This window comes from Pseudomonas sp. SWRI81, assembly GCF_014268545.1.
Classification (GTDB): Bacteria; Pseudomonadota; Gammaproteobacteria; order Pseudomonadales; family Pseudomonadaceae; genus Aquipseudomonas; species Aquipseudomonas hamedanensis.
In genome coordinates, this window is the sequence record NZ_JABWQS010000019.1 from 12,624 (window position 1) to 30,486 (window position 17,863).

The window sequence follows — 17,863 nt, forward strand, 5'->3', positions numbered from 1 at the left end:
TCCTCAGCGACACACACTCCAGCGCCCGACATCGACATGAAAGTGATTGCGATGGGCGGCGTTGTAATCCGGACTCAACACCACACTGAACGCCTCGCAGGCGCCATCACGCACCTGACGCAAAAACTGTGCATCCTGATTTTGCTTCGGCCAGTCCTTGAGTACGCTGACGGCGCGCCCGTCGGCCAGGCGAAAACCGGCGATATCCAGCGCATCGGCGCTGGCATGGCGGCTGAGTGCACCGCTCTCGCGGTTGTAGACATTGCGGCAGGCAAAGCTGCCGAGGTGATCGAGGCGCGTGACCTTCTGACCGTAAATGGACTGCGCCGCGGGTTGCAAGGTGTGCTGTTCAAACATCGCGTAGGCCACGGCCAGCGGGCAGCTGGCGATGAAACTGCTGCTCAGCGCCACTTCGCCGCCCTGCACACGCAACGCGCCGATCAGCGGGCACTTGGCGCCGGGGCTGTCGGCTTGCCGGCTGACGCGCAGTGCCGAACTGCTCAAGGCCTTCGCGCATAGCGCGGGATCGCCGCGCAAGCGCATGAGTTTGTAACCGGTCAACCCGTTGGGCGCAGCCTTTACGTCCAGTGGTGCCCACGGATTCCATTCGGGCGGCACGTCGAGCCAGCCGCGCCAGACACTCACCGCAGTGCCGCCAAACCCCAAGACGACCAGCCAGAACAACCACCGCCCCATGCTCAATCCTTGAAGAACTGGTTGGCCTTGGCGTACGGCATTGATTGCGAGGTGAAGCCGAATGTGCCGGACTGGCGAATTTCTTCAGCGGCGCGGAAAAATTCACCGAACGCTGCCAGCGCGAGCGCCGAACCGGTGCTGATCCGCCGTACACCCATGTCTGCGAGTTGCTGCACGGTCAGTTTTAATCCGCCAGACATCAACACGTTGACCGGTTTCGGCGCCACCGCACGCACCACCGCCAGCACTTCTTCGGCATTGCGCAAACCCGGCGCGTACAAGACATCGGCACCGGCTTCGGCGAACGCCTGCAAGCGGCGGATGGTGTCGTCGAGGTCGGGATTGCCGTGCAGGTAGTTTTCCGCCCGGGCGGTGAGCATGAAAGGAAACGCTAGGGTGCGCACCGCAGCGACGGCAGCTTCAATCCGCGCCACAGCGTGTTCGAAGCAATAGATCGGCGCGTCCGGGCGGCCCGTGGCATCTTCGATCGAGCCGCCCACAGCGCCCGCCTCGGCGGCGCGCAACAAGCTCTGCGCACACTCGACCGGATCGTCGGCAAAGCCGTTTTCCAGATCCACCGCCACCGGCAAATCCGTCGCGGCGACGATGGCACGGACGTTGGCCAGCGTCTCATCAAGACTTAAGGCACCGTCGGCCTTGCCTTGGGAAAACGCATAACCGGCGCTGGTGGTTGCCAGTGCCGGATAGCCGAGGCTGGCGAGCATTTTCGCCGAGCCGGCATCCCACGGGTTGGGGATGACGAAGATCTCTGGACGATCATGCAGAGCCTTGAAGGCCTGGGCTTTGCGGAGTTGGTCTTGACTGGCTTGAACATTCATCGACGGGCTCCCGGGCAGAAAAAACCGCCTCAGAGCAGGCCAAGCTGCTCGGCGGCGGGTTCTCTGTATAGCTCAGGCAGCGCGGGCAAGCCAGGCAAACGTTGCATCAGTTGCGCATGAAAACGTTGTGCCAGCTTCGCTGCCAACAGGTTGTCGGCCGTGTGCAGAAAGATATAGGGCGTGCGGCCTTCTTCGATCCACTCGGCGATTTTTGCCACCCACGGTGCGAGAAACGTGTCGTTCGCTTCCAGTTGTGGATGGCCGATGAAACGCACCTGCGGAGATTGGGTGAACGCGGCTGGCCGCGTCGGCACGCGGGGCTTTTTCGACTGTGCGTGAATCACCGAAGACTCGGTCGACAGGCAACTGAACAATGCGCGCGGGTCGAGGCAGATGCGCTCCACGCCACGATCGAGCAGCAGACGATTGAGCAGTCGCTCGCTCTCGCCTTTGGCGAAGAATTGGTCATGGCGCACTTCAACTGCCAGCGGACAGTCCAGCGCATCGATGAAGGAGGCCAGCTCGGGCAGACGCTGCGGTGTAAAACCCTTGGATAATTGCAGCCACAACGGCGATACGCGTTGGCCTAACGGTTTGAGCAATTGCAGGAAGGTTTCGGCAGCAGTCAATTGTTCGCGCAAATCGCCGCTGTGGCTGATGTCGCCGGGGAATTTTGCGGTGAAGCGAAAGTGCGTCGGCATGATCTCGGCCCAACGCTGCACGGTGGCGGGTGACGGGCTGGCGTAGAAGGTCGTGTTGCCTTCGACTGCGTTGAATACCTGGCAATAAAGGGCGAGAAAGTCGGAGGTTTTGGCGTCTACCGGATACAGATACTCGCGCCAGGCGTTTTCGCTCCAGGACGGGCAACCGAGGTAGTAAGGCAGATCCATCAGATGTACAGATCGAGGCCCAGCACGTCCGCATCCCAATCGACAAAACCGGCAGTGCTCAGGTAGCTGGCCAGCGCCATGGCTACGCTTTTCTTCATCGCGCGGTGGTAGATCATGTCTTGCTGACGGGCAGGCAGATTGCTCAGGCGTTGCGCAGCAGATTGGGCGGCACGGGCAGCCAACTGCTCTTCGGTCGGTAATTCCAGCTCGCCGTCGATAATCTCGACGGACTCATCCAGCGCCGCATTGCCTTTGCGAGGCTTGCGCTTGATGGGGTAGGACTGAGAGGAAACGCCGTCTATACGCATAATTTCATGCTCGGTATCAATGATGGCAATTTAGCGGCACCTGACCGACTTAGCAAACTGCCGAGTGATAACTAGAACACAGAAAGCGCAAAAGGTTTTAAGCGAGGGGGCAGAAACTGACGATTGGCGATATTTGCCTGTGGACACCGAACCTGTGGGAGCGAGCCTGCTCGCGAATGCGGTGTGTCAGGAAAGCTGATTGAGACTGATACACCGCATTCGCGAGCAGGCTCGCTCCCACAGGGGGAGAGCGTTGTGTCAGCGGGCCTTGGGGGTGGCGACTTTATCGCGCAGGTAAACCGGTTGTGCGTCGTCCGCCACAATCGACTCACCGCGTTCCCAGGCGAAGCGCGCCAGGGTCAGCAGGTCTTCGGCGTGGGGCAGCATGCCGGCATCGGAGCCGGTCAGGTTGACTGCAATGCGCTCTCCATAACCCCAGCCAGTGCCGGCACCGAACCACTCGCCGCTGGCATCGGCCGGCAGCGCAGCGACTTCCGGCGGCAGCACCGCTTCGGCGCCGACCAGACGCATCTCCCCCGCCGTCTCGCGGTAGCAGCCCCAATAGACTTCATCCATTCGTGCATCGATGGCGGCCGCGACCTGGCTCACGCCGTGTTCACGAAAGGCCCGCTGTGCCAGCACCGCAAGGTTGGACACTGGCAACACCGGACGATCCAGCGCAAAGGCCAGGCCCTGCACCACACCAATGGCGATGCGCACACCGGTAAACGCCCCCGGGCCACGACCGAAGGCAATCGCGTCGACTGCCTGCAACGTGGTGCCGGCGTCGGCCAGCAGTTGCTGGATCATCGGCAGCAGCTTCTGCGCGTGCAGGCGCGGGATCACCTCGTAATGGCTCGTGACCTTGCCGTCGTGCAGCAAGGCAACGGAGCAAGCTTCAGTCGCGGTGTCCAGGGCCAGCAAGGTGCTCATCGATGTTTCCAAAACAGGGGTGGGAAAAAGTGCGTCAGTATAAACAACTACGGCCCGCAAGCGGGCCGTGGATGATGCGGCGGTTCAGACTTTTCAGCTCAGCGCTTCAAGTACCTTGGCGGTGATCGCTTCGACCGAACCCACACCCGGAATGTGGCTGTACTTCGGCTTGCCGCCATTCTGCGCGGAGAGGTTCTGATAGAACGCCACCAGCGGCTTGGTCTGCGAATGGTAGACCGACAGGCGATGACGCACGGTTTCTTCGGTGTCGTCCTTGCGCTGGACCAGTTCTTCGCCAGTGATGTCGTCTTTGCCAGCCAGCTTCGGCGGGTTATAGACGATGTGGTAGACGCGGCCGCTGGCTTCGTGAACACGACGACCGGCAATGCGCTGAACGATCTCTTCGTCTTCAACAGCGATTTCAACGACGGCGTCCAGCTCGACGCCGGCAGTGACCAGCGCTTCAGCCTGCGGAATGGTGCGCGGGAAGCCGTCGAACAGGAAACCGTTGGCGCAATCCGGTTGAGCGATGCGGTCCTTGACCAGCGCGATGATCAGGTCATCCGACACCAGGCCGCCGGCATCCATGATGCTCTTGGCTTGCACGCCCAGTGGAGTGCCGGCCTTGACCGCAGCACGGAGCATGTCGCCGGTGGAGATTTGCGGAATGCCGAATTTCTCGGTGATGAACTTTGCCTGAGTACCTTTACCGGCCCCGGGAGCTCCCAGCAGAATGACGCGCATCGATGTGCTCCTCAATTTTTTATATAGAAAACAACGGGATTCGCCTCTTGGGGCCAATCTTAAAAATACGGGTCGTGACCGCACAAACGGCCAAAGGCTGATCAAGATACACAGCAGGCTGCGCCCACACAAGACGCCAAAAGTCGGAGAAACCGACGCGCGCCGCGACGTTGCGCCACGGTGAGCCAAGTCGCAACCCGAGCATTAACTGTCGCCTGGCGATACTTTCACGCGCTGCACAAAGCGACGCCCGAGGTGGGCCTCGGGCGTCGCAGGTCTGCTCAAAAACATCAGCCGGTGTTGCGCAATCCGGCGGCGATCCCCGCCACAGACACCAGCAGCGCCTGTTCCACCGGGCTGCCCTGCTCGACATCCTGCTGCCGCGAACGGGCCAGCAGTTCCGCCTGCAATAGATGCAGCGGGTCGAGATAGGTGTTGCGCAAGCGGATGAATTCGAGGGTCTCGGGGCTGTGTGCGAGCAGCTGCGACTGCCCGGTCAGGCCGAGCACCACCGAGCACGCCTGCGACAATAGGTCGCGTAACTGCGCGCCCAACGGCAGCAGATCCAGCTCGACCAGACGCTCGTCATACGAGCGTGCAATATCCGCGTCCGCCTTGGCCAGGACCATTTCCAGCATGTCGATGCGCGTGCGGAAGAACGGCCATTGCTCGCGCATTTGTCCGAGCAGCTCGCCTTCGCCGCGCGCCAGGGCCTTGCTCAGGGCAGTCTCCCAGCCAAGCCACGCCGGCAACATCAGGCGCGTTTGGGTCCAGCCGAAGATCCACGGGATCGCCCGCAGGCTTTCGATGCCGCCGGCACGACGTTTGGCCGGACGACTGCCAAGGGGCAAACGGCCCAGCTCCTGCTCCGGCGTGGACTGGCGAAAGTACTCGACGAATTGCGGATTTTCCCGCACCACCTGGCGGTAAGCGCTGACACCGTCCGCCGCCAATTCATCCATCAGGTGCCGCCACTCGGGCGTCGGCGGTGGGGGTGGCAGCAGCGTTGCTTCGAGCACCGCCGCCAGATACAGGTTGAGGTTTTGCTCGGCGATGTCCGGCAGGCCGAATTTGAAACGAATCATTTCGCCCTGTTCGGTGGTGCGGAAACGTCCTGCCACCGAACCCGGCGGCTGCGACAGAATCGCCGCGTGTGCCGGGCCACCACCACGGCCCACGGTGCCGCCACGACCATGGAACAACAGCAGCTCGACTTGCTGTTCGCGGCAAATCTCCACCAGCCGTTCCTGGGCACGGTATTGCGCCCAGGCCGCAGCGGTGGTGCCGGCGTCCTTGGCCGAGTCGGAATAGCCAATCATGACTTCCTGCGGGCCCTGCAGCCGTGCGCGGTAGCCCGGCAGGTGCAGCAGGCGTTCCATCACCGGTCCGGCGTTATCGAGGTCAGCGAGGGTTTCGAACAGCGGCACCACGCGCATCGGCCGCAACACGCCAGACTCTTTGAGCAGCAATTGCACGGCGAGCACATCGGACGCGGCGCCGGCCATGGAGATCACGTAAGAACCCAGCGAAGCCGCCGGTGCTGCGGCAATTTCCTTGCAGGTGTTGAGCACCTCAGCGGTATCGGCCGAAGGTTTGAAATGCGCCGGCAGCAATGGCCGACGGTTGTTCAATTCGCCGGTGAGGAAGTCGATGCGCTGGTCTTCGTTCCAGTCCTCATAACGACCAAGGCCCAGATAATCGGTGATTTCGGTCATCGCCGAACTGTGTCGCGACGAGTCCTGGCGCACGTCCAGACGCACCAGAAACAGGCCAAACGTCACCGCCCGGCGCAGGCAGTCGAGCAACGGGCCGTCAGCGATCACGCCCATGCCGCATTCGTGCAGGGAGTTGAAACACAACTCCAGCGGTTCGAGCAGATCACGATTGTTGTGCAAGACATCGGCCGGCGCCGGCGTCGGCGCGGTCAACGCGGCATGGGCCCAATTGCGCGTAGCACGCAGGCGCTCACGCAATTGCTTGAGCACTGCGCGATACGGTTCGGCACTGTCGCCGGCCCTGGCCCGCAGCGCGTCGCTGGCCTGCTGCATCGACAGGTCGGCCGCGAGGTGGTCGACATCGCGCAGGTACAAGTCAGCCGCCATCCAGCGTGCCAGCAGCAACACTTCGCGGGTCACTGCCGCCGTAACGTTGGGATTGCCGTCGCGGTCGCCGCCCATCCACGAGGCGAAACGAATCGGCGCGGCTTCCAGCGGCAGGCGCAGGCCGGTCGCAGCGAACAGCGCCTGGTCGGCCTTGCGCATGTGGTGGGGAATCGCTTGCCACAGCGAATGCTCAATCACCGCAAAACCCCACTTGGCCTCGTCCACCGGCGTCGGCCGGGTGCGGCGGATTTCTTCGGTGTGCCAGGCTTCGGCGATCAGCCGTTGCAACGTGCTCTGGATCTGCTCACGCTCGGCGCTGGTCAGGTCGCGGTGATCCTGCGCAGCCAGTTGCGCGGCGATGGCGTCGTACTTCTGGATCAGCGTGCGTCGCGCCACTTCGGTGGGATGCGCAGTCAGCACCAGTTCAATGTCCAGGCGCGCCAGTTGTCGCGCCAGGGATTCGGCGCTGTGGCCTTCGCTGCGCAAGCGCGCGAGCAATTCAGGCAACACGCGGGATTCAAACGGCGCGGCCTGCGTCTCTTCGCGCCGGTGGATCAACTGATACTGCTCGGCGATGTTCGCCAGATTGAGGAACTGGTTGAAGGCCCGCGCCACCGGGAGCAGTTGGTCCTCGCTCAATTGATTGAGGCTGGCGCTCAGTTCGGCGTCCATCGAGCCGCGACGGTCAGCCTTGGCGCCCTTGCGGATCTCTTCGATCTTGTCGAGGAACGCCTCGCCGTACTGGTCTCGAATGGTGTTGCCCAACAGCTCTCCGAGCAGGTGAACATCTTCGCGCAAGCGTGCATCAATATCGGTCATCAGCAGTTCTCCAGCGGTAATCCGGGCGGCCTAGAAACGAGTGAATGACTCAGAGAGTGCCGCGCTGCGGCGCTTCTTACAAGCAGGCGACGAAGGGACTTTAAACCTTGCGGGCGAAAGCTAGTCTCAACAGTAAGCCGCACAACGGCTGGCCGCCGCGACGGCGGACACTCACCCAGACCTGCCATGAGCGGGTGCGCAATGAGGCCATCATGAAAATCCGTGAACTTGCCCAGCATTGGGAAGAAAATGCCAAAGGTCGCCTGACCGACACCGGCTACACAATTCACCTGGACGTCGAGGCCGCTGCGCGTCTGGCGGCGATTGCCGAGATGTACCCCAAACGCCATCCCGAGGAACTGCTCGGCGAACTGATCGGCGCGGCGCTTGAAGAGTTTGAGGCGAGCCTGCCGTACGTGAAGGGTTCGACCGTGGTTGCGACCGATGAGGAAGGTGATCCGCTGTATGAGGATGTCGGGCCGACGCCGCGATTCCTGGCGCTGTCGAGACGGCATCTGCATGATTTGTCCGCCTCCGAAACCAAGCAAAAGCACTGACACAACGCAGATCAAACTGTAGGAGTGAGCCTGCTCGCGATAGCGTCTTTTCAGCCACCACATGTGTGACTGACGCACCGCTATCGCGAGCAGGCGAAGGCCTACAATGGACTGTGTACACCCTCAATGTCCGGCTTCATTAGACCCCGCGCGTACCGCTTGAAACCGCCAAAGTTCCCGTTCCAGAGCCTTGTCCGAACGGTCAATTTAATTTTTGGCGATAGGCCATCTTTTCTGAACTTTTCAAAAATGCCTTCGGTCGGAACAGGTAACCACGCCTGGAACGAGCGTTTCAATTCGCGTCAACAAGCGATGCTTTCGGCTCCTCTGCCAGGATGGATTCAGTTGTATTTTCAGGAGATGCCTAATGGAGTTGAAGACCATGAAAACCCAAACCTCGTTTTCCCACCTGCACGGTCTGAAACTGGCCGCTCTGGCCATCGGCACCAGCTTCATCCTTGCCGGTTGCGCCGGTAACCCACCCACCGAGCAGTACGCGGTGACCCAGTCGGCGGTCAACAGCGCGGTCAGCGCTGGCGGTACCGAATTCGCCGCCGTGGAAATGAAGCAGGCGCAGGACAAACTGAAACAAGCTGAAATCGCCATGCACGACAAGAAGTATGACGAGGCACGTCGCCTGGCCGAGCAGGCTGAGTGGGACGCTCGTGTCGCTGAACGCAAGGCACAGGCCGCCAAGGCCGAACAGGCTGTGAAGGATTCCCAGAAAGGTGTTCAGGAACTGCGTCAGGAAAGCCAGCGCACCGTGCAGTAAGCGCGCATCCGGACCGCAAAGCTGAAACTCTTACCGATAGAAAGGACGACAAATTATGCGTAAGCAACTGATGATTCCCGCTCTCCTCGCCGCAAGTGTTGCTCTGGCCGCCTGCTCCACCCCGCCTAACCCGAACCTGGAACAGGCGCGCACCAACTACGCAGGCCTGCAAGCCAACCCACAGGCGAGCAAAGTCGCGGCGCTGGAAACCAAAGATGCCAGCGATTACCTGGACAAGGCCGACAAGGCTTATCTGGACAAAGAAGACGCGGCCAAGGTTGATCAACTGGCTTACCTGACCAACCAGCGCGTGGAAGTGGCCAAGCAGACCATCGCTCTGCGCACCGCTGAGAACAATCTGAAAAACGCCGCTGCCCAACGTGCCCAGGCACGCCTGGACGCCCGTGATCAGCAGATCAAACAGCTGCAGGACAGCCTCAACGCCAAGCAGACCGATCGCGGCACGCTGGTGACTTTCGGTGACGTGCTGTTCGCCACCAACAAGGCTGAACTGAAATCCAGCGGCCTGGTGAATATCAACAAACTGGCGCAGTTCCTCCAGGAAAACCCGGATCGCAAAGTGATCGTCGAGGGTTACACCGACAGCACCGGTACCGCGAGCTACAACCAGTCGCTGTCCGAGCGCCGCGCGACGTCCGTGCAGATGGCCCTGATCAAGATGGGCGTCGATCCAGCACGCATCGTCGCTCAGGGTTATGGCAAGGAATATCCGGTCGCTGATAACAGCAGTGTCTCGGGCCGTGCGATGAACCGTCGCGTGGAAGTGACCATTTCCAACGACAACCAACCGGTTGCACCGCGCTCTTCGGTGAGCTCGAACTAAGCTTCACCGCGTAGCGCAAAAGCCCCGCCTGATTTGATTCAGGCGGGGCTTTTTTGTGCATGAAGACAAATCCTGTAGGAGTGAGCCTGCTCGCGATAGCGCCCGATCAGCCAACATTGATTTGGCAGACACACCGCTATCGCGAGCAGGCTCACTCCTACATTGGATCGGGTTACTGCTCGAGTTTTTGTGGGGTCTCTTCGCCCATGCAGCGCACCGCTTTTTTCTGCGCATTGACCAACACTCCGGTCAGGCCTTTCTGCTCGGTATCAAATAGCACCAGCACGCCATCAATGCACTGCGCCACTTGCGGCGCGGGCGTCAGCGAGACTTTGTAGTCCTCGCCGGGAACGGTTTTGAGCATGGTGAATTCGTTGAGCAGCAGCGCATCCTCGGGTTTGGCGAAGTGCAGGTAGCCGTAGTACCACAGCGCCCCGACAGTGCCGAGGATGCTGCAAATACCGGTGATGATCAGCGGGATGGCGTTACGTTCTTCAGTCATTGCGGACTCTCATCTTCAGAATTCGGGGGTGGCGGGTAATTGGGGATTTCGCCGAGGCGGCGCAGGCCGTTGAAGTGTTCGGGATCGTCGAGATAGCGCAGCATGACCTGCCGCCACACCGGGTCGCCGAAGGTCTGTACGTGACCGCCGCGAGTCAGTTGCAAGACGCGTGGTGGCGGCGCTGCCTGATACAGGCGGATGCCGTTGGCCATCGGCACCAGCGGATCGTCGATGCTGTGGAAGATCAGCTTGGGCACGCCCGTCAGCTGCGCCATCGAGTTGATCGCGCTGTCGCCATCCGGCACCAGCCACGACAGCGGCACTTGCAATGGCCAGGTCAGCCATGAGGTGCTGAGGGCGAACTGGCCGACGCTGCGGTAACTGGCGGGCACACCATCGAGCACCAGCGCCTTGAGCTGTTTTTGTCGCTCGGGGTGCTGCACCAGCCAATGCACCGCCATCGCACCGCCGAGGCTTTGCCCGAGCAGCACCAGCGGTTTGCCTTTGACTTCGGGCGCGTTGTCGAGCCAGGCGAACGCGGCGTCGATATCCTGATAAATCGCCGGCAAACTCGGCTTGCCCTCGGACAAGCCGTAGCCGCGATAATCGACCAATAGAACCTGATAGCCGTTCTTCGGGAGCCACCAGCTACCGCCCAGGTGCATCGGCAGATTGCCGCCGTTGCCGTGCAGGTGCAGGACAGTGCCTTTGACCTCGACACCGGGTTTGGCCGGTAGCCACCAGGCGTTGAGCTTGAGGCCGTCGGCGGTGGTCAGGGTGACCGTGCGGTATTCGAGTTTGGCTTTATCGGGGGTAAAGACCTGGCCCGGTTCCGGGTAGAACAGCAGCGAACTGCAACCGCCGAGGGTCAGGAGCAGGCAAAGGATGCCGAGGATTCTCATCCGGTGAAACCTCGCAGAATTCAGGTTGGAATGCAGAACAAACCTGTAGGAGTGAGCCTGCTCGCGATAGCATTGTGTCAGTCGATATATCGGTTGATTGACACACCGCTATCGCGAGCAGGCTCACTCCTACAGGGGGTTTGCGTTGGGGTTAAAGGATATTGGAATAATCCGCCTCAATCCGGTCCAGGCTCAAATGGTTGAGGAAGTTGGAGAAGCACATCCACGCCGACAGCGCGTTCAAATCGCGGAACTGATCGGGCAGATATTTGGGCGGCACCACCAGTCCTTCGTCCACCAGTTGCCGCAGGGTACGCATGTCTTCCAGGGTGGTCTTGCCGCAGAACAACAGCGGAATCTGCTCAAGCTTGCCTTTACGCACGGCCAACTGAATGTAGTTGTAAACCATGATAAAGCCCTTGAGGTAGGACAAGTCTTTGGTGAATGGCAGACCGGTCGGTGTCGAGCCACGGAAAACCCGACTGGCGTTGCCGTAGCTTTCGGCCATCTCGAAGCCCTGCTCGCGGAAGAATTCGAACACCTGCAAAAAGTCCGCGCCCTCCTCGACCATATGAATCGCCCGAGTGCGGTTGGTCAGTTTGCGCAGGCGGCTCGGGTAGGAAGCGAAGGTGATGATTTCCATCAGGATCGCCAGGCCTTCCTGGGTCACCGTCGACGAGGGCGGGCCTTTGGACAGGAAGGTGCAGATCGGCTGATTAAGCCCGTTGAGCGTGGTGCCGACGTGGACCAGCCCTTCGTGGACTTCCAGCGCGCGTACGTCGCGCTCGTTGAACATCGCGTCGGTGCGGATCTTGATGTAGTCAGCGCCTGCCGCGGCGTCGGCCACGATACCGTCGGACTCGAACACGCGGATGGTTTCCTCGGCCTCGCCGAACACTTTGTTCAGCCGGGTCTGCAGCAGGTGCACAGCCTCCTTGGCGGTGAGGACCTTCGGTTCGTCCTTCAGGTCGCCGCGGCCATCGATGTTGTTGAGGTAGTCGGACATCATCAGGCCGAGATCGGCCAGGGTCGGATCCCCCGCATGAAAGGCATCGGAGGCAGCGCCGTACAATTCTTGCGAGATCAGGCCGAAATCCTCGGTGCCGCGCGCTTCGAGCATGCGCACGACCATGCGGTACTCCTTGCACATGCGCCGCATGATCTGCCCGACCGGGTTGAACTGACCGAGCTGACGGGTGATGTCGCGCTCGATGTTCTGGAATTCCAGTTTGACCTGGCTTGAGTCGAACGACAGCGGCCGGTTGAGGTAATAGTCGCGATCAACGGCGGGCAGTTCCTTACCCTTGGCCTTGAGAAAGCCCTTGCGCACGTTCTCGTCCCATTTCACCGCGTCGAGCACGCGGATCGGCGTCTGCGCCAGCACAATGCGGTCGGACAACATGCGTATCGTCTGCTGGTAATCGTCCACCCGAAACTCCTGTAGAAAACGTGACGTACTGAATTATTGGCCGCGCGCCTGGCGTTGATAGCGCACGGCTTCGACGAAGACATCGGAATTGGCCGGATCGTCGAGGTAAGCAAAGACCTTGTCGAGATTGCTGTCGACGTGCATGCCGTCGCCGTCATCGGTCTGGAAGGCTTGACCACTCAGGGCTTGCTGTTTGATGGCTTGATTGATCTGGTCGAGGTCGAGGTTGTAGACCACCAGTTCGTGCGTGTCAGTCAGCTCGAAACCGGCGATGGTGAAGTGGCCGCCGTATTGCGCCGGGACTTTTGCCGACAGATACCAGCGGCTGCCGTGGCGCGACACGGTGAACGGATAGGCTTCACGCTCGCGCGGTTTGGCCTTGAAATACGTGACGGCCTGATAACGATCCTTGCCGACGCGGGTCAGCTCAAGGTTCATCGGCTCGCCCCAGGCGTTGATGCTCGACCATGTACCGAGCAGGCCGTTGGGCGCCGATTCATGGGCCGGCAGTGGTTCCTTGAACGTCACCAGGCAGCCGCTGAGCAGCAGCAACGACAGGGCCATCAGCACGCCACGCCAGGGTTTCATTTGATACTCCTATGAACATTCGCCGCCCTTAGGGTGATCGCTTTCCCTGTAGGAGTGAGCCTGCTCGCGATAGCAGAGTGTCAGCCAACAAAGATGTTGAATGAGAGACAGCCATCGCGAGCAGGCTCACTCCTACAAGGGTTTACGTTACACCGACGCCAGGACGAGGTGCATATACCGCGTCAGAATCCCGAGCATGTCCTCTTCGGCCAAAGGCTCGGCGTCGTTGAGCAGGCCCTGATATTCCATCCGTCCGATAATCGCCGTCAACACTTTGGCATCCTGTTGCGGTTCACGCGAGCCCAGGACCTGAAACAACTGGCAGGTGCCCTGCAACAGAATCTGCTGATGGGAGCGCACCAGCAGCGCCAGACGCGGGTTGAGCAGCGCTTCCTGGCGGAAGGCCTGCTCGGCCATCAGGTGCTCGCGGCGGTTGACCAGTTGCCGGTGAACGTAGTCGGCCATCAGCCGCGCGATATCGTCGGCCAGTTGCGAGCGCGACTCGGGGCTGCCGTCGCCGCTGACCACCATCTCACGCAGCAGGCCTTCATTGTTGATCCACAACTTGGCCATGTAGGCCGCACTGCGTTCAACGTATTGCGCGAAAGTGTCGGTGAGCAGGTCGTCGATGTCCTTGAAGTAATATGTGGTCGCCGACAGTGGCACACCGGCTTCCGCCGCTACCGCCCGGTGTCGTACGGCACGCACGCCGTCGCGCACGACAATGCGCATCGCCGCATCGAGAATGTCCTGGCGACGCTGCTCACTGCCCTGTCGGCTGGCCTTGCGGCCCTGGTACTGAACACTTTCAGCGACCGCAGTGGCGATACCCGCTGCACCTTCTTGAGCTATTGCACCCATCACGACAGCACTTCCTCTGCTATTTGCAAATTAACCAATTGATACATTTGTACCAGACAGGCAATAAAAAGCCGCCTGTTTTAGGCGGCTTTTTAACTGAAACGTTTACGCTTGCGGTCGCATGTGCGGGAACAGGATCACATCGCGGATCGACGGCGAGTTGGTCAGCAGCATCACCAGACGGTCGATGCCGATACCCTCGCCGGCGGTTGGCGGCATGCCGTATTCCAGCGCCCGCACGAAGTCGGCGTCGTAGTGCATGGCTTCGTCGTCGCCAGCGTCCTTGTCGGCGACCTGCGCCATGAAGCGCTCGGCCTGGTCTTCGGCGTCGTTCAACTCGGAGTAGGCGTTGGCGATTTCACGGCCGCCAATGAACAGCTCGAAACGGTCGGTGACGTTCGGGTTGTCGTCGTTGCGACGCGCCAGCGGCGACACTTCGAACGGGTACTGGGTGATGAAGTGTGGCTGCTCCAGCTTGTGCTCGACCAGTTCTTCGAAAATCATCACCTGAAGTTTGCCCAGACCTTCGAAGCCCAGCACCTTGGCGCCGGCCTTCTTGGCGATGGCGCGAGCCTTGTCGATGTCGTTCAGATCATCGGCGGTCAGCTCAGGGTTGTACTTGAGGATCGAATCGAACACCGACAGGCGCACGAACGGCTCGCCGAAGTGGAACACCTTGTCGCCGTACGGCACGTCGGTGCTGCCCAGTACCAGCTGCGCCAGCTCGCGGAACAGTTCTTCGGTCAGGTCCATGTTGTCCTCGTAATCGGCGTACGCCTGATAGAACTCCAACATGGTGAATTCAGGGTTGTGACGGGTCGAAACGCCTTCGTTACGGAAGTTGCGGTTGATCTCGAAGACTTTCTCGAAACCGCCGACCACCAGGCGCTTGAGGTACAGCTCCGGGGCGATGCGCAGAAACATTTCCATGTCGAGAGCATTGTGGTGGGTTTCGAACGGCTTGGCCGCAGCGCCGCCGGGAATGGTCTGCAGCATCGGCGTTTCGACTTCAAGGAAGTCGCGCTTCATCAAGAAGCTGCGGATGTGCGCGATCACTTGCGAACGCACGCGGAAAGTCTGGCGCACGTCTTCGTTGACGATCAGGTCGACGTAGCGCTGACGGTAGCGCTGTTCGGTGTCGGTCAGGCCGTGGTGCTTGTCCGGCAGCGGGCGCAGCGACTTGGTCAGCAGGCGCACGTTGGTCATTTCAACGTACAGGTCGCCCTTGCCGGAACGCGCCAGGGTGCCTTCGGCGGCAATGATGTCGCCCATGTCCCAGGTTTTCACCGCGGCCAGGGTTTCTTCAGACAGGGTTTTACGGTTGACGTAGACCTGAATGCGACCGGTCATGTCCTGAATCACCATGAACGAGCCACGGTTGAGCATGATGCGACCGGCAACCTTGACCGGGATTGCAGCCTCGGCCAGCTCTTCCTTGGTCTTGTCCGCGTACTGTTTCTGCAGTGCATCGCAGTAGTGGTCGCGGCGGAAGTCGTTCGGGAAGGCGTTGCCCTTGGCGCGCTCGGCAGCAAGCTTTTCCTTGCGCAGGGCGATCAGGGAGTTTTCTTCCTGTTGCAGGGCTTGCGGGTCGAGTTGTAGGTCGCTCATGTCTTTAAGTATTCCATCAGGTTCATTGCCCCCGGACCTTGCGGCCCGGGAATCGCTCAGCAGGGACCAGGCGTCCCCCTGAGCTCCTACAGTGATCGAGTCGAATCGGTCGATCCTGTGTTGGCGTCTGTTACAGGCCCGATTTCAGGCTGGCTTCCAGGTATTCGTCGATATCGCCGTCGAGTACCTTGTCGCAGTCGCTGCGTTCGATGTTGGTGCGCAGGTCCTTGATCCGCGACGCGTCGAGCACGTAGGAGCGGATCTGATGACCCCAGCCGATGTCGGACTTGGTGTCTTCAAGCGCCTGCGACGCAGCGTTGCGCTTCTGCATTTCCTGCTCGTACAACTTGGCCCGCAGCATTTTCATCGCGGTGTCCTTGTTGGCGTGCTGGGAACGCTCGTTCTGGCAGCTGACCACGGTGTTGGTCGGTACGTGGGTGATACGTACGGCCGAGTCGGTGGTGTTAACGTGCTGACCACCGGCACCGGAGGAACGATAGGTGTCGATCCGCAGGTCTGCCGGGTTGATTTCGATTTCCACCTTGTCGTCGATCTCTGGCGAGACGAAAACCGCGGAGAACGAGGTATGGCGACGGTTGCCGGAGTCGAACGGGCTCTTGCGCACCAGACGGTGCACGCCGATCTCGGTACGCAGCCAGCCAAAGGCGTATTCGCCCTTGATGTGCACGGTCGCGCCTTTGATCCCGGCGACTTCACCGGCCGACAGCTCCATGATGGTCGCGTCGAAACCGCGTTTGTCGGCCCAGCGCAGGTACATGCGCAGCAGGATGTTGGCCCAGTCCTGCGCTTCGGTGCCGCCGGAGCCGGCCTGGATGTCCAGGTAGGCGTTGTTCGGGTCCATTTCATGGCTGAACATGCGGCGGAATTCCAGCTTGGCCAGATTTTCCTCGAGACGGGCCAGTTCGGCGACGACATCGCCCACTGCGCCTTCGTCGTTTTCTTCGACGGCCATGTCGAGCAAGTCGCGGCAATCGGCCAGACCGCCGTTCAGTTCGTCGAGGGTATCGACGATCTGCGCCAGCGCGGCACGCTCGCGGCCCAGCTCCTGGGCGTATTCAGGTTTGTTCCAGACACTCGGATCTTCAAGCTCGCGATTGACCTCGGTCAGACGCTCATGCTTTTGATCGTAGTCAAAGATACCCCCGAATAGTTTCGGAGCGCTCGGACAGGTCCTTGATGGTGTTCAGGATCGGGTTGATTTCCATGACGGGCAGCACTCGTTGGCGAACTTTTGAAAGCCGGCGAGTATAACGTAAACAGGCTGTCGCGGCAGCCCGTCTGGCGGGTGTGGGGGCGATTCACTTGACATGGCCTGATGGAGATTCCCTGTGGGAGCGGGCTTGCTCGCGAAAGCGGCGTGTCAGGCGACATCAATGCTGAATGACACACCGTATTCGCGAGCAAGCCCGCTCCCACAAGGGTATCGCGTCGCTATTCAATCCCGACCTGATTACGCCCGTTGTTCTTCGCCAGATACAACCCGCGATCCGCCGCCGAAATCAGCAACCGGCAATCACTGCCCGCCTGCGGCACCATGGTCGCCAGGCCGATGCTGATGGTCAGGTTCGAACCTTCGACCGGGGTGTTGTGTGGAATCTTCAATGCCGCCACGGTCTGGCGCAGCTTCTCTGCCAACAGCCGCGCACCGCCCGGCGAGGTGTTCGGCAACACCAGCACAAATTCCTCACCGCCGTAACGCGCCGGCAGATCAGACGGCCTCGCACTGGCATCACGAATGGCCGTGGCGACCTTGCGCAGCGCCTCGTCACCCTCGACGTGGCCAAAACTGTCGTTGTACGACTTGAAATAGTCGACGTCGATCATCAGCAATGACAACTGGCTCTGATCGCGCAACGAACGGCGCCATTCCAGCTCCAGGTATTCGTCGAAATGCCGGCGGTTGGACAGCCCGGTCAGGCCATCGGAGTTCATCAACCGTTGCAGCACCAGGTTGGTGTCGAGCAGTTGCTGCTGACTGACGCGCAGCGCGCGGTACGCCGCATCGCGTTGCAACAGGGTCATGTAGGAGCGCGAGTGGTAACGGATGCGCGCGACCAGTTCGATGGTGTCCGGCAGCTTCACCAGATAGTCGTTGGCCCCGGCGGAGAACGCCGCACTCTTGATCAGCGGGTCTTCCTTGGTCGACAGGACAATGATCGGGATGTCCTTGGTCGCCGGGTGGTTGCGATACTCACGCACCAGGCTCAGGCCGTCGAGGCCGGGCATCACCAGATCCTGCAGGATCACCGTCGGTTTGATGCGCACCGCCTGAGCGATGGCCTGTTGTGGGTCGGAGCAAAAGTGGAAGTCGATGTTTTCCTGGTTCGACAGCCCACGGCGCACGGCTTCGCCGATCATCGCCTGATCGTCTACCAACAACACCATGGCGGCGTTTTCGTCGGTTTTAATGTCGTCGATCTGTAAATCATTCATGGGCGGTCACCTGAG

The 17,863-nt window shown here is 60.7% G+C and carries 18 protein-coding genes and 1 pseudogene; 4 read left to right on the top strand and 15 right to left on the bottom strand.

The window, feature by feature from the left end; translation table 11 throughout:
• Positions 1-3: 3 nt before the first annotated feature.
• The 7 genes from HU765_RS14010 to ppc all read right to left on the bottom strand — a co-directional run bounded on the left by HU765_RS14010 (position 4) and on the right by ppc (position 7,331).
• Entirely contained in the window at positions 4-696 is a 693-nt protein-coding gene (locus tag HU765_RS14010; RefSeq protein ID WP_186621203.1) for an extensin family protein, read from the bottom strand.
• A gap of 2 nt (positions 697-698) precedes the next feature.
• The gene (locus tag HU765_RS14015) at positions 699-1,535 is read right to left on the bottom strand and encodes an isocitrate lyase/phosphoenolpyruvate mutase family protein (RefSeq protein WP_186621204.1); all 837 of its coding nucleotides are present in this window, start codon (positions 1,533-1,535) and stop codon (positions 699-701) included.
• Between the two features lie 29 nt (positions 1,536-1,564).
• Positions 1,565-2,425 (bottom strand): DUF72 domain-containing protein, encoded by an 861-nt coding sequence (locus HU765_RS14020; protein ID WP_186621205.1) that lies wholly within the window; start codon positions 2,423-2,425, stop codon positions 1,565-1,567.
• Entirely contained in the window at positions 2,425-2,733 is a 309-nt protein-coding gene (locus tag HU765_RS14025; RefSeq protein WP_186551079.1) for a hypothetical protein, read from the bottom strand. Before HU765_RS14025 ends, HU765_RS14020 begins: the two co-directional genes overlap by 1 nt.
• A gap of 258 nt (positions 2,734-2,991) precedes the next feature.
• Positions 2,992-3,666 carry a tRNA (adenosine(37)-N6)-threonylcarbamoyltransferase complex dimerization subunit type 1 TsaB gene (gene tsaB / locus HU765_RS14030; RefSeq protein WP_186621206.1) on the bottom strand — a complete coding sequence of 225 codons (675 nt, stop codon included), beginning with the start codon at positions 3,664-3,666 and terminating at the stop codon, positions 2,992-2,994.
• Between the two features lie 93 nt (positions 3,667-3,759).
• The gene (adk, locus tag HU765_RS14035) at positions 3,760-4,410 is read right to left on the bottom strand and encodes an adenylate kinase (RefSeq protein WP_186621207.1); all 651 of its coding nucleotides are present in this window, start codon (positions 4,408-4,410) and stop codon (positions 3,760-3,762) included.
• Between the two features lie 290 nt (positions 4,411-4,700).
• Complete coding sequence (gene ppc, locus HU765_RS14040; RefSeq protein WP_186621208.1) at positions 4,701-7,331, bottom strand: phosphoenolpyruvate carboxylase; 2,631 nt, start codon at positions 7,329-7,331, stop codon at positions 4,701-4,703.
• 212 nt (positions 7,332-7,543) lie between these two features.
• Here ppc and HU765_RS14045 point away from each other — a divergent pair, with 212 nt between their 5' ends.
• From HU765_RS14045 to HU765_RS14055, 3 genes are all read left to right on the top strand, one after another.
• Positions 7,544-7,888 (top strand): pilin assembly protein, encoded by a 345-nt coding sequence (locus HU765_RS14045; RefSeq protein WP_186621210.1) that lies wholly within the window; start codon positions 7,544-7,546, stop codon positions 7,886-7,888.
• A 367-nt stretch (positions 7,889-8,255) separates the two neighbouring features.
• Positions 8,256-8,660 (top strand): DUF4398 domain-containing protein, encoded by a 405-nt coding sequence (locus HU765_RS14050; protein ID WP_186621212.1) that lies wholly within the window; start codon positions 8,256-8,258, stop codon positions 8,658-8,660.
• 55 nt (positions 8,661-8,715) lie between these two features.
• Complete coding sequence (locus HU765_RS14055) at positions 8,716-9,504, top strand: OmpA family protein (protein ID WP_186621214.1); 789 nt, start codon at positions 8,716-8,718, stop codon at positions 9,502-9,504.
• A gap of 172 nt (positions 9,505-9,676) precedes the next feature.
• Here the strand turns inward: HU765_RS14055 and HU765_RS14060 are convergent, their stop codons facing one another.
• The 7 genes from HU765_RS14060 to prfB all read right to left on the bottom strand — a co-directional run bounded on the left by HU765_RS14060 (position 9,677) and on the right by prfB (position 16,620).
• Entirely contained in the window at positions 9,677-10,006 is a 330-nt protein-coding gene (locus HU765_RS14060; RefSeq protein WP_039762415.1) for a hypothetical protein, read from the bottom strand.
• Complete coding sequence (locus HU765_RS14065; RefSeq protein ID WP_186621216.1) at positions 10,003-10,908, bottom strand: alpha/beta hydrolase; 906 nt, start codon at positions 10,906-10,908, stop codon at positions 10,003-10,005. Before HU765_RS14065 ends, HU765_RS14060 begins: the two co-directional genes overlap by 4 nt.
• 151 nt (positions 10,909-11,059) lie before the next feature.
• Positions 11,060-12,310: a flavohemoglobin expression-modulating QEGLA motif protein gene (locus HU765_RS14070; protein ID WP_186551137.1), complete on the bottom strand. Its 1,251-nt coding sequence runs from the start codon at positions 12,308-12,310 to the stop codon at positions 11,060-11,062.
• A gap of 60 nt (positions 12,311-12,370) precedes the next feature.
• Positions 12,371-12,925: a hypothetical protein gene (locus HU765_RS14075; RefSeq protein WP_186621218.1), complete on the bottom strand. Its 555-nt coding sequence runs from the start codon at positions 12,923-12,925 to the stop codon at positions 12,371-12,373.
• 147 nt (positions 12,926-13,072) lie between these two features.
• Positions 13,073-13,786 carry a TetR family transcriptional regulator gene (locus HU765_RS14080; RefSeq protein WP_186551087.1) on the bottom strand — a complete coding sequence of 238 codons (714 nt, stop codon included), beginning with the start codon at positions 13,784-13,786 and terminating at the stop codon, positions 13,073-13,075.
• 105 nt (positions 13,787-13,891) lie between these two features.
• The gene (gene lysS, locus HU765_RS14085) at positions 13,892-15,394 is read right to left on the bottom strand and encodes a lysine--tRNA ligase (protein ID WP_186621220.1); all 1,503 of its coding nucleotides are present in this window, start codon (positions 15,392-15,394) and stop codon (positions 13,892-13,894) included.
• A gap of 130 nt (positions 15,395-15,524) precedes the next feature.
• A protein-coding gene (gene prfB / locus HU765_RS14090) for a peptide chain release factor 2 (RefSeq protein WP_099758102.1) occupies positions 15,525-16,620 on the bottom strand; the annotation gives its coding sequence in 2 pieces (ribosomal slippage) (positions 15,525-16,547 and positions 16,549-16,620; 1,095 coding nt in all).
• A 123-nt stretch (positions 16,621-16,743) separates the two neighbouring features.
• Between prfB and HU765_RS26835 the strand changes: the two are divergent.
• Positions 16,744-16,833 (top strand): annotated as a pseudogene (locus tag HU765_RS26835) (DUF4381 domain-containing protein); the annotation flags it as partial.
• 13 nt (positions 16,834-16,846) lie between these two features.
• Here HU765_RS26835 and HU765_RS14095 read toward each other — a convergent pair.
• On the bottom strand, positions 16,847-17,848 hold the full coding sequence (locus tag HU765_RS14095; protein ID WP_186621222.1) for a PleD family two-component system response regulator: 1,002 nt from the start codon (positions 17,846-17,848) through the stop codon (positions 16,847-16,849).
• Positions 17,849-17,863 lie beyond the last annotated feature (15 nt).